Origin of the sequence: Sulfitobacter alexandrii (assembly GCF_001886735.1) — a bacterium.
GTDB classification, from domain to species: domain Bacteria; phylum Pseudomonadota; class Alphaproteobacteria; order Rhodobacterales; family Rhodobacteraceae; genus Sulfitobacter; species Sulfitobacter alexandrii.
In genome coordinates this window covers 2,536,037-2,547,734 of record NZ_CP018076.1, presented here as the reverse complement: position 1 = coordinate 2,547,734, position 11,698 = coordinate 2,536,037, and the positions used below count along the sequence as shown (strand labels likewise).

General features: G+C 66.5%; 9 protein-coding genes. 6 read left to right on the top strand and 3 right to left on the bottom strand.

The window, feature by feature from the left end:
* Complete coding sequence (locus BOO69_RS12510) at window positions 1–597, top strand: Isoquinoline 1-oxidoreductase subunit (RefSeq protein ID WP_071972465.1); 597 nt, start codon at window positions 1–3, stop codon at window positions 595–597.
* Window positions 598–627: 30 nt separating this feature from the next.
* Here BOO69_RS12510 and BOO69_RS12505 read toward each other — a convergent pair whose 3' ends face one another.
* Window positions 628–1,020 carry a RidA family protein gene (locus tag BOO69_RS12505; protein WP_071972464.1) on the bottom strand — a complete coding sequence of 131 codons (393 nt, stop codon included), beginning with the start codon at window positions 1,018–1,020 and terminating at the stop codon, window positions 628–630.
* A 169-nt stretch (window positions 1,021–1,189) separates the two neighbouring features.
* Here BOO69_RS12505 and BOO69_RS12500 point away from each other — a divergent pair, with 169 nt between their 5' ends.
* The 3 genes from BOO69_RS12500 to BOO69_RS12490 are packed head-to-tail and all read left to right on the top strand — an operon-like array spanning window position 1,190 to window position 4,601.
* Window positions 1,190–1,996 carry a creatininase family protein gene (locus tag BOO69_RS12500; RefSeq protein WP_071972463.1) on the top strand — a complete coding sequence of 269 codons (807 nt, stop codon included), beginning with the start codon at window positions 1,190–1,192 and terminating at the stop codon, window positions 1,994–1,996.
* Entirely contained in the window at window positions 1,993–3,204 is a 1,212-nt protein-coding gene (locus tag BOO69_RS12495) for an amidohydrolase family protein (protein ID WP_071972462.1), read from the top strand. The genes BOO69_RS12500 and BOO69_RS12495 overlap by 4 nt, the downstream gene beginning before the upstream one ends.
* The gene (locus BOO69_RS12490; RefSeq protein WP_071972461.1) at window positions 3,201–4,601 is read left to right on the top strand and encodes an FAD-binding oxidoreductase; all 1,401 of its coding nucleotides are present in this window, start codon (window positions 3,201–3,203) and stop codon (window positions 4,599–4,601) included. The genes BOO69_RS12495 and BOO69_RS12490 overlap by 4 nt, the downstream gene beginning before the upstream one ends.
* A 12-nt stretch (window positions 4,602–4,613) precedes the next feature.
* Here the strand turns inward: BOO69_RS12490 and BOO69_RS12485 are convergent, their stop codons facing one another.
* Window positions 4,614–5,618 (bottom strand): aminoglycoside phosphotransferase family protein, encoded by a 1,005-nt coding sequence (locus tag BOO69_RS12485; RefSeq protein ID WP_071972460.1) that lies wholly within the window; start codon window positions 5,616–5,618, stop codon window positions 4,614–4,616.
* 96 nt (window positions 5,619–5,714) lie between these two features.
* The gene (gene katG, locus BOO69_RS12480) at window positions 5,715–7,943 is read right to left on the bottom strand and encodes a catalase/peroxidase HPI (protein ID WP_071972459.1); all 2,229 of its coding nucleotides are present in this window, start codon (window positions 7,941–7,943) and stop codon (window positions 5,715–5,717) included.
* Between the two features lie 95 nt (window positions 7,944–8,038).
* Here katG and BOO69_RS12475 point away from each other — a divergent pair, with 95 nt between their 5' ends.
* Both BOO69_RS12475 and BOO69_RS12470 read left to right on the top strand, forming a co-directional pair.
* Complete coding sequence (locus tag BOO69_RS12475; RefSeq protein WP_071972458.1) at window positions 8,039–8,953, top strand: hydrogen peroxide-inducible genes activator; 915 nt, start codon at window positions 8,039–8,041, stop codon at window positions 8,951–8,953.
* 150 nt (window positions 8,954–9,103) lie between these two features.
* Window positions 9,104–11,692, top strand: a complete 2,589-nt coding sequence (locus BOO69_RS12470; RefSeq protein WP_071972457.1) for a methyl-accepting chemotaxis protein — start codon at window positions 9,104–9,106, stop codon at window positions 11,690–11,692.
* Window positions 11,693–11,698: the final 6 nt, after the last annotated feature.

Genomic DNA, 11,698 nt, shown 5'->3' with positions numbered 1-11,698 from the left:
ATGAAATACCTGATGATCGCGGCGCTGCTGCTGGCCGTTCCGGCGTCCGCCGAAACCGTGAACGGCCTGCGCACGGTAGATGAATTCGACGGCATCGAGAACGAGGGCGAGCGTTCGGTCGCCATGTTCGAGGAACTGATGGTGGTGATCGAGCATCCGCGGTGCCTGAATTGCCACCCCGTCGATAATTCCCCCCGTCAGGGCATGGACATGCGGATGCACCAGCCCCCAGTCGTGCGCGGGGTCGCTGATTTTGGCGCACCGGGCATGCGTTGCACCACGTGCCACGCCAGCGAGAACGTCGCGTTCGAGACGGGCGAAGGCTCCATCCCGGGCCATTCGCCGTGGCAGCTCGCACCGCTGTCGATGGGCTGGATCGGCAAGAGCGCATCGGAAATCTGCGCCCAGTTGAAAGACCCCGAGCGCAACGGCGGGAAAACCCTCGCCGAGCTGCACGAACACAATGCCGAGGACGGGCTGGTCGGCTGGGGGTGGGAGCCGGGCGAGGGCCGCGAACCGGCGCCCGGCAATCAGGAAATATTCGGCCAGCTTACCAAAGCGTGGATCGAGACCGGCGCGGCCTGCCCCGAAAGTTGACTCCCCGGCCGGAGCGCTGGCGCTTTCGGCCTAGGCGGGCGCGGCCGCGAGCACCTCTACCTCGACCTTGAACTCGGGCCGGGTAAAGCCGCTCACGATCAAGAGGGTAGAGGCAGGCGGCGTGCTGGTCGTCCCGACAAAGGCATCCCGTGCCTGCATGTAGCCCGCCATGTGCGCGCGGTCGGTGACGTAGGCGATGATATGCGCCACGTCGGACGGGCCCATGCCGGCCAGCGCCAACACCCGGCGGATGTGATCGAAGCACAATGTGGCCTGTGCTTCGGCGCTTTCGGGTATTGCACCCTGCGCCGTGATGCCAAGTTGACCTGAAGTCTGCACGAGGCGATGACCGGCGGGGATCGCCACGCCATGCGCGTAGTTCGCGAAGGGCGGCGGCATCTCGGACGGGGTGAGGGACTGCATGGCAAAGCTCCATTTGGTGTTGCAACGGATCGGCTTATCTGGAAACCTGTGGTTCAATCTCTGGCACAGATCCGATCTCAGGGCCACGCAACGCAATTTCCGCCGAAGGAGGAAAGATGGTTCCGCGTGACCGATTGGGCATCGAAGAGCGACTGGCGGGAGGCCGCGCGTGACGGGTGTGCAAGGGTACTGGGCCGACCTGTCGGCCCCTCTTTTCCGAGACTTGCCGCAGGACGTGGTCGCCGTGCTTCCCTGCGGGGCGACCGAACAGCACGGGCCGCACCTGCCGCTGCGCGTGGACGCGGACTTGGCCGAGGCGGTCGCAGCGCGCGCGCTGACGGCGCTGTTGCCAGAGCAGAACGTGCTGATCCTTCCGCCCCTCACGATCACCCGCAGCGTCGAACACGACGCGCACCCCGGAACGCTCAGCCTGACAGCGGAGACCCTGCTTGCGGTCTTGCGGGACATCGGCGCGTCGGTGGCCCGCGCCGGGGTGGCTCGGCTGGTGCTCTTGAACGCGCACGGGGGGAACACCGCGGTGCTCGAGATCGCGGCACGCGACATGCGGATCGCCCACGACATGATCGTGGCCCATGCCTCGTGGTTCGCCTTTGCCGACGCTGCGCCGTCTTTCGATCCCGATGCCCTGCGCCATGATCTGCACGCCGGCGAGATCGAGACGTCGGCCATGCTTGCCGCCCGGCCGGATCTAGTGGACATGACCCGCGCCGCCGATTTCGGCACCGCGATGGCCGGGTGGGAAGAAACGTTTCCCGACATCGGCCTTTCCTCGCAACCGGCGCGCCCGGCGTGGGTCATCGACGACATCGCCACGGACGGCGCCTGCGGCAACGCGGCCGCCGCAACGGCCGAGAAGGGCGAGGCGCTGCTGCAGTCCGCCGGCCGCAATTTCGCGGCGTTCCTCGCCGATTTCGCGCGGTTCGATCACCGGGCCACGAAAGGCGTTGCGCGATGAACGGCATCCTGCGCAACGTGCTGGTGCCCGCGGCCCTGCTGTCGAAGGGGCACGGGTTTCAGGGGGAAAGGCGCGCCGATTGCCTGCACGGCGACCTGATCGTTCGGGACGGCAGGGCGCAGGCCATGCGCGCGACCGACGCCGGTGCCGATCCGCGCCACGTGATCCTGCCCGCGCTGACCGAGGTGCACGTCCATCTGGATAAATGTCACACGGCGCACCGGCTGCCCGCCGTGGGCGGCGACCTGCGCAAGGCGATAGAGGCGCAGGCAAACGATCGCAGCAACTGGACGGCCGATGATCTGCGCGGACGCATGGGACGGGGGCTGGCGGAACTGGCGGCGGCGGGCTGCGGCCAGTTGCGCAGCCATGTCGACTGGTCGGACGATGCCAGGGCACCGCTGGCATGGTCCATCCTTCAGGAGGTGGCAGCGGACGCGCCCCTGACCGTGCAGGCTTCGCCGCTTCTGGGCGTGGACAAGCTTGCGCGGGAGGGGCTGGCCGACGCCATCGGGCGTCAGGCTCGGGCGGGCGGCGTGCTGGGCGGTTTCGTGCTCGACCACGCGGACCGCGAGGCCGGCGTGCGGGCGATGTTCGCCGCGGCGGATCGCCACGGGCTTGCGCTGGACTTTCATGTCGACGAAGGCCTTGAGCAGGGGCTCGACGGGCTCGCCCTGATCGCGCGCGTGGCGGTCGAGACGCGGTTCGAGGGGCCGGTAATCTGCGGTCACGCCTGCAGCCTGATGAACCTGTCCGGCGACGCGTTGCGCCAGACACTGGACGTGGTGGCACGCGCAGGCCTCTTTGTCGCGGCGCTGCCCACGACGAATCTCTACCTGCAGGACCGGGATCGGGGCACGCCGGACCGGCGGGGGCTCACCCGGTTGCACGAATTGCGGGCGGCGGGCGTCTGCACGCTGATCGGAACGGACAACGTGCGCGACGCCTTCTGTCCCGTCGGGCGGCACGACCCGCGCGCCAGCCTCGCACTGGCGGTGATGGCGGCGCATCTGGATCCGCCGCTGGGCGATCACCTGCCGATGATAACGACCGACGCGGCGCGGGCGCTGGGGCTGCCGAAGGTCGAGGTGGACGGCGCCACCACCGCTGACCTGCGGGCGTTCGATGCCGGCTCGACGGATGAACTTCTGGCGGCGCCGCACCCGCCGCACGCTCTCGAAGACCTGTTGGAAAGGGCCGAGCCATGACCTCCATCTCAGGCAAGACCGATATCGACTGGACCGCCTTTGCCCGAAGCCTGGCACCGGTCGAGGTCATCAGCGAACCGGTGCTGGTCAAGAAGCGTTCGCGCGACTTCTTCTGGTACAGCCCGATCCTGAACGAACAGCTCAGACGTTGCTTCGGAGATCTGGTGGCGGTGCCCCGCAAGCAGGAGGAGATGGCGCATTGCCTTGGCCGTGCCTACGCTGCAGGGGTGCCTGTCACCCTGCGCGGTGGCGGAACCGGCAACTACGGCCAGTCCGTGCCGCTGGAAGGCGGGCTGATCATCGAGACAACGGCGATGAACCGCGTTCTCGAGATCGGGGAGGGCTTCGTCCGTGCCGAGGCCGGTGCGCTGCTGGCAGACGTCAACGCGGCGCTCGCCGAGGCGGGGCAGGAGCTCGCCATGTTTCCGTCGACGCAGGAGATCGCCACCATCGGCGGGTTCGTCGCCGGTGGATCTGCGGGCATCGGCTCGCTGGCCACGGGACGCCTGCGCGAACCGGGGAACCTGCGCGCCCTCAAGGTGCTGTCGGTCGAGGCGGACCCGCAGGTTCATGTCTTTGAAGGCGAGGAGGTGCTGAACGTCCACCATGCATGGGGGCTGAATGGCGTGATCACCGAGGTCACCATGCGGACCGTGCCCATGCGCGACTGGCTGGGCTGCATGGCGACCTTCGACAGCTACGCCGACGCCTACGGGGCGGGTCATGCGCTGGCCACGGCGGAGGACATCGCGCCCAAGCTGGTCAGCGTTGTCGACGCGCGGATCGCCGGATATTTTCCGCGTCTCGTTGACCACATCCGGCCGGATCGCGACCTGCTGGTCAGCTATCTGCCAGCCGAGAAACTGGCCGACTACGAGGCGCTGATCACGGATCGGGGCGGCCATGCGGACCTGGCCCTGACGGAGGACAAGCGCAAGGCGGCGTCGATCCCCCATGCTTTCGAATTCTGCTACAACCACACGACGCTGCAGGTCCTGAAATCGGACCGCAGCGCGACCTACCAGCAGATCGGCGTGCCGGATGCCGCGGATACAGCCGCGATCGTCCGGCTGCGCGACGCGCTGGGGGAGGAGGTCTGGACGCACCATGAATTCCTGCGCGCGGGCGAAACGGTGCAGGCCATCGACCTTCCGATCATCTGGTACAAGGGGCCTGAGCGCCTGCAACAGATAAACGAGATCTATGCCGAGCACGGTTTCGCGGTCTATGACGCCCACTGCAGCCGGGTCGAGGGCGGGGGCATGCACGCGGACTACCGCCACCTCGCGTGGAAAAAGCGCCTTGATCCCAAGGGGTTGCTGAACCCGGGCAAGTCGCTGGCCTGGCCCGAGGTCTGTCACCTGAGCGCCGACGAGATCGCGGCCCGTCAGGGGTGAGACGGGCGGCCGTCAGGTGTTGGCAAGCCGTGGCCCGGCGGCGCGCCAGCCGGGCAGGGTGGTGTCGAGATAGGCTTCGATCTCCGACAGCCCGGCGTCCCGCAGGGCGGTCTGCATCTGGCCCATCACGCGGGGCATGAAACGCAGGTATCCCGCCTTGCCGTCGCGCCTGTTCAGCCGCGGGAACAACCCGGCGATGCGCGTGTGACGCTGTGCACCCAACAGGTGATAGCGATGCAAAAGACCCTTCCGGTCGTCCCCTTCGGCGCGGACAGCCGCGCAGTACTGCTCCAGCATCGACGCCTCCAGCCCCGGCGCCAGATCGCGGCGGGCGTCCTGAAGCAGCGACACGAGGTCGTACTCCGGGGGGCCGAGGACCGCGTCCTGAAAGTCCAGCAGCCCGCAGCGCGCAATGCCTTCCCGGTCCTCCAGCAGCATCAGGTTGTCGATGTGGAAATCCCGCAGCACCAGTGCGGGGGGCTGTCCTTCGAGCGCGGCAAGCGCCTTGGCCCACAAGGCGCGCCATGGGCCATCGAACGCGGCGGGCGACAGATCGGGACGCAGGGCAGGCACGAACCAGTCGGAGAAGATCTGAAGCTCGTCCAGCAGCATGTCGCGGCTGTAGACGGGCGCCGCAACCTGCGTGGCATCTGCCGCCCCGTGCAGATGTGCCAGGGCGTCCACGGCGAGCGCGTAGAGCGCCGTTTCGTCCGCGCCTTCGTCCAGCAGCCTGCCATAGGTGGTGATGCCGAAATCCTCGATCAGCGCCAGTCCGTTGTCCGCATCGCTGGCCAGAACCTCGGGCGCGCTCAGACCCAGGGCGCGCAGATGGGTGGAAAGACGGATGAAGGCGGCGAAGCCCACCGGATCCTGCGGATCTTCCATCACGAGCAGTCCTGCCCCCGGCAGACGGTGATAGCGCCGGGCCGAGGCGTCGCCGGGCAGGGGAACGGGCGTGACACCCGCGTGGCCGTTGCGGGCGAGGAAGGCGTGCAGTTGGGGGTGATCGGATGTCATGCCTGCATATCGGCCAATTCGCGCGGCGCTTGCAAGCGCCGCAAACGCAAACGGCGCCCCGCATGGGGGCGCCGCTGCATAGATATCAGTGCCGGATCAGGCTGCGAGGTCGAACCGGTCCGCTTCCATGACCTTTGTCCATGCCTTGACGAAGTCGTCCACGAAGCTGTCCTTCGCGTCCGCCGCGCCATAGACCTCGGCCAGTGCCCGCAGCTGCGAGTTGGACCCGAAGATCAGGTCGGCACGGGTCGCCGTGTGGGTGACCTTGCCGGTCTTGCGGTCCGTGGCCTCGAACACCTGCTTGCTGTCGTCGACAGCCTTCCAGGTGTGGGTCATGTCGAGGATGTTGACGAAGAAGTCGTTCGTCAGCGTGCCCGGCTTGTCGGTGAAGACGCCATGCGCGCTGCCGCCATAGTTTGCGCCCAGCACCCGCAGGCCACCGACCAGGACGGTCATCTCGGGCGCAGTCAGGGTCAGCAGTTGCGCACGGTCCACCAGGAGCTTCTCGGTCGGCACCGCGAACTCCGACTTGAGATAGTTGCGGAAGCCGTCGGCCTGTGGCTCCAGCACGTCGAAGCTTTCGACATCCGTCTGCTCGGCGCTGGCGTCCATCCGGCCGGGGCGGAAGGGAACCTCGATCGTGCGACCGGCAGCCTTGGCCGCCTGTTCCACACCGACATTGCCCCCCAGAACGATCAGATCCGCAAGCGAGACCTTCTTGCCGCCGGAAGCGCTGTCGTTGAAGTCCTTCTGCACGCCTTCCAGCGCTTCCAGAACCTTCGCGAGCTTGGCGGGCTCGTTGACTTCCCAGTCCTTCTGGGGCGCCAGACGAATGCGCGCACCGTTGGCACCGCCACGCTTGTCGGACCCGCGGAAGGTGGAGGCCGACGCCCATGCGACCGAGACCAGCTCGGAAATCGTCAGGCCGGTTCCGAGGATCTTGTCCTTGAGCGCGGTGATGTCGCCCTGGTCCACCAGCGGGTGATCCACGGCCGGGATCGGATCCTGCCAGATCAGGTCTTCCGCCGGGACTTCCTTGCCCAGGTAGCGGGACTTCGGACCCATGTCGCGGTGCGTCAGCTTGAACCACGCCCGGGCATAGGCATCCGCGAACACGTCCGGGTTGTCGAGGTAGTGCTTGGCAATGCGGGCGTATTCGGGATCGACCTTCATCGCCATGTCGGCAGTGGTCATCATCGGCTGATGCTTGCGCTCCCCGTCGTGGGCGTCCGGCACGCTGTCGGCCATCGCGTCGCCCTTGGGCTTCCACTGGTGTGCCCCGGCGGGCGACTTGGTCAGTTCCCACTCGTTGTTCAGCAGCGTTTCCAGATAGGACATGTCCCAGGTCGTGGGGGTCGGGGTCCATGCGCCTTCGATGCCGGAGGTGATGGCGTGCAGGCCGACACCGGATTCGAAGCTGCTCTTCCAGCCCAGTCCCATGTCCTCGATCTCGCCCGCTTCGGGTTCGGCACCGACAAGGCTCGCATCGCCCGCGCCATGCGCCTTGCCGAAGGTGTGGCCCCCGGCGGTCAGCGCGACGGTTTCCTCGTCGTTCATCGCCATCCGGGCGAACGTCTCGCGGATGTCATTGGCCGAGGCCTGCGGATCGGGATTGCCGTCGGGCCCCTCGGGGTTCACGTAGATCAGACCCATCTGCACGGCAGCCAGCGGGTTTTCGAGCACACGTTCGCCGGAATAGCGGCTGCCGGGTTTGTCGGACGTGGCCAGCCACTCTTCCTCGGTGCCCCAGTAGATGTCTTCCTCGGGTTCCCAGATGTCCACGCGGCCACCGGCGAAACCGAAGGTCTTGAACCCCATCGTTTCCATCGCGACGTTGCCGGTGAGGATCATCAGATCGGCCCAGGACAATGCGCGGCCGTACTTCTGCTTGATCGGCCACAGCAGGCGGCGGGCCTTGTCGAGGTTGCCGTTGTCCGGCCAGGAGTTCAGGGGCGCGAACCGCTGCGAGCCCGAGCCGGAGCCACCGCGCCCGTCACCGGTGCGATATGTCCCCGCGGAGTGCCAAGCCATGCGGACAAAGAACGGGCCGTAGTGACCGTAGTCGGCGGGCCACCAGTCCTGGCTGTCGGTCATCAATGCGGCAAGATCCTTCTTTACCGCGTCGAGATCGAGCTTCTTGAATTCCTCGGCATAGTTGAAGTCCTCGCCCATGGGGTCGCCCATCGGCGTGTTCTGGTGCAGGATCTTCAGGTTGAGCTGGTTCGGCCACCAGTCCTTGTTGGAGCGCATGTCAAAGGTCGTATGCTTGCCGCTGCCATGCATGACGGGGCAGCCGCCCTTCTGGTCGATATCGTTACCATCCATCGGTGTGTCTCCTCGGTTGTGAATTAGAATCGTTATAACCGGGCAGACGGGGATTTATAAGTTGGTTTTCCTGATAGCAGTGATAACTTCATCCTATGAAGAATCTGACGATAAGACAGTTTCGTTATTTTGAAGCTGTCGCCGCACAACGCCATTTCGGTCGCGCCGCACAGGTCTGCGCGATCTCGCAGCCGGCACTGTCCGCCCAGATCAAGGAAATGGAGACCGCCCTCGGCAAACCCCTGTTCGAACGGGGTCCGCGTCACGTCCGGCTGACCGCATTCGGATCGGAATTCGCGTCCCACGTCCGCGCCGTTCTCGAGCGGGTGGAGGCGCTCGAGCATTTCGCCCGCGAAGCGCAGGGCGACCTGACGGGCGAATTCCGGCTCGGCGTGATCCCGACGATCGCGCCCTACCTGCTGCCGCGGCTGATCGGCCCGCTGACCGCGACCTATCCCGGACTGGACCTGCAGGTCCGCGAGACGCTGACCCAACGGCTGGTGCGCGAACTGCAGGAGGGCAGGCTCGATGCCGCGATCGTCGCCCTGCCGGTTTCCGAACCCTCGTTGACGGAGATTCCGGTCTTTACCGAAACCTTCGTGTTCGTCCGGCCGCGGGACGCGGCGGGACAGCCGGTGCCCAGCGGTCGTGAACTGGCGGACAAGCGGGTGCTGCTGCTCGAAGAGGGACACTGTTTCCGCGATCAGGCGCTGGCGTTCTGCAACAGGCCCGCGTCGGTGCCGCGCACCGGGCTCGACGGCAGTTCGCTCGCCACCCTCGTGCAGATGGTAGGGGCGGGCATCGGCGTCACCGTGATCCCGCGCATGGCCGTGGGGGTGGAAACCCGGTCGGCGGCGGTGGACTGGGCGCCTTTCGCCGGCCCGCAGCCAAAGCGGACCGTCGGCATGATCTGGCGCAAGAGCAGCCCACTGACCCGGCACCGGACCGTCATCGCCGACCTCGTGCGGACGGCTGGCGAAGAGGCCATCGCCGCCGGACCGGCGGCGTGAGCCGCCCGGTTCTTTCGAATCCGATACATTGTCCGCGCGGCGACATGCCGACGACATACCGGCCGTTAAGCGGTCCGAAAGGCATGGTTCCCTAAGTTCCTTCCCGATGCCCGCCCCCGGGCCGAATCTGTTGTTCGAAGGGAAATGCCAATGTCGGAACCGGTTACGAAAAAGGACCGTGTCAAATTCCTGCACAGCCTGTTTTTCAAGACGGCGCTTGTTGTCGCGATCTGCACCATCTGCGTGGTCACCGCGATCGAGATCATCAATGCACGCTCGGCCAAACACCGGTTGCATCAGGCCATACTCGAACGTGCGACAGAGGTGACGGATCTGCTGGCGCTGCAGGTCGGCGGTGCGATGAAATTTCGCAACATCGAGGCATTGGACCAGATCGTTTCCGGCAGCCTCGCGAAATCGCAGCCGGACGCCCTTGATGCCGTGACCGTGGACGCCGACGGCGCGCCACTCCAGTCGGAAACGCGCGGTCAGGTGGACCCCGAGATGCTGGCGCTCGCAACGGACGCTGTGGCAGCACAGGAAATTCGGATCGACACGAACCGTTTGATCGTGGCGATGCCGGTCCTGTTCGGCGGCGAAGAGCAACCGATTGGTGCCATCGCGACCCGATGGACCGACGAATTCCTGATGGCAGACTATGCGGCCTCCGCGCTCAAGAGCCTGCTGGCGGGCATGGTGGCATTGCTCTGCGCGCTGGTCGGGATTTCCTACCTGCTGCACCGCCTTATTTCCACGCCGCTCAGGGGGCTGGGTCGGTCGATGAAGGGGGTGGCACGGGGCGACTACGACAGCGCGGTGCCCTATTCCGACCGCCGCGACGAGATCGGCGTCATGGCCGCCCAGCTTGACGCCCTTCGCGCGGTCCTTCTGCGCGCTCGGGAGGCGGCAAATGAAACCGCCTTCAAGAGCGCGGCCTTCGTCGGCTCCTCCGCCCGTCTGATGATGGTGGACACCGATTTCCGGGTGATCTTTGCGAACCCGGCCTGCGAGGAAATGATGACCGCCAACAGGTCCGCCATGGCCGATGTCTGGCCGGGAATGACGGGCGAGACGCTGGTGAACGCCGACCTGCGCGCCTTTGCCCCCCTGCGCGATGCCATTTCCCGTGCGGAGCGCACCGGCACGAGCGCCGGGTCCGAGCCGGTCAGCGAAATGGTCAAGGTCGGGGATCGTCTTCTCAAGATCACGATGAGCCTGGCCGAGGGAGCCGACGGCGAATGGATTGGCTGGGTCATCGAATGGGCGGATCGCACCCAGGCGCAGCGCGATTCTGCCCTGACCCAGGCGCTGGATGCGCAGCAGGTGGTGATCGAGTATGACCTGAACGGCAAGATCAGGGGGGCGAACCAGAACCTGCTGGACCTGATCGGGGGCACGCTCGAGGATACGGGCAAACACAACCTGTCGTCGATGTTCGCCAACAATCTTGAGGGTGACAGCGACGGTCGCAAGTTCGTGGCGCAACTTTTGGGCGGTGAGCCGACGCAGGGCCGGTTCAACGTGTTCAGCAGCCACGCGCAGCGCAGCTACATCATCGATGGCAGTTTCGTGACCCTCGAGGATCACCGCGGCCAGCCCCACCGGTTGATCTTCATCGGCACGGACGTCTCGGCGGAAGACGAAGCGATGCGCGCCGCCGAGGCCGAGCGCGAGCGGAACGCGGCGGAACAGGCACGGGTCGTCACCGCGCTGGGCGAGGTGTTGAACCGGCTGGCCGAAGGCGACCTGGAGACCGAGTTCTCCGTCGATGTGCCCCCGGCCTACGAAAAGTTGCGCAGCGACTTCAACGGCACGGTGCGTGCCCTGCGAGAGGCGATGTCGGCGGTCATGCACAACGCCGAGTCGATCCGCAACGAAACCGCCGAGATCACTTCCGCCGCGGACGACCTGTCACGCCGCACCGAAAAGCAGGCCGCGACGCTGGAGGAAACCGCCGCGGCACTGGACGAACTGACCGTTTCGGTCCGATCCGCTGCGGAGGGCGCGGACGATGCCAGCACGATGTCCTCGGAAGCCCAGAAGAACGCACAGCGCGGCGGCGAGATCGCCCGTCAGGCGATCGCGGCAATGGATGCCATCCGCACGTCGTCGCAGGAAATTTCCAAGATCACCTCGGTGATCGACGACATCGCGTTCCAGACCAACCTGCTGGCGCTCAATGCCGGGGTGGAGGCCGCCCGCGCGGGCGAGGCAGGGCGCGGTTTTGCCGTGGTCGCGACCGAAGTGCGCGCGCTGGCGCAGCGGTCCTCGGATGCGGCGCGCGAGATCAACGCGCTGATCTCCTCCAGCGGCGAACAGGTCAGCCAGGGCGTGGACCTTGTGGACCGCACCGGCACCGCGCTGGCGGCCATCGTGACGTCGGTTTCGGAAATTTCCAACCGGGTGTCGGACATCGCCACGTCGGCGCGTGAGCAGTCCAGCGGCCTGGCCGAGATCAACACCGCGGTGAACGAACTGGATCACGTGACCCAGCAGAACGCCGCGATGTTCGAGGAAACCACCGCGGCAAGCCACGCGCTGACGGCAGAGGCGGATGCGTTGGCAGCCGCAGTGGGGCGGTTCCGCATCGGCAGGGAAAACGCACCGCCGACGGCCCCCCGCACCGCATCCGCGCCGATGCCGGTGACGGCCCCGCGCGCGGCAGTCCCGGTCATGCAGGGCAACGCCGCGCTGGACATGGCAACGGACACCGAGGCCGACGGCTGGGAGGAGTTCTGAAGGCAG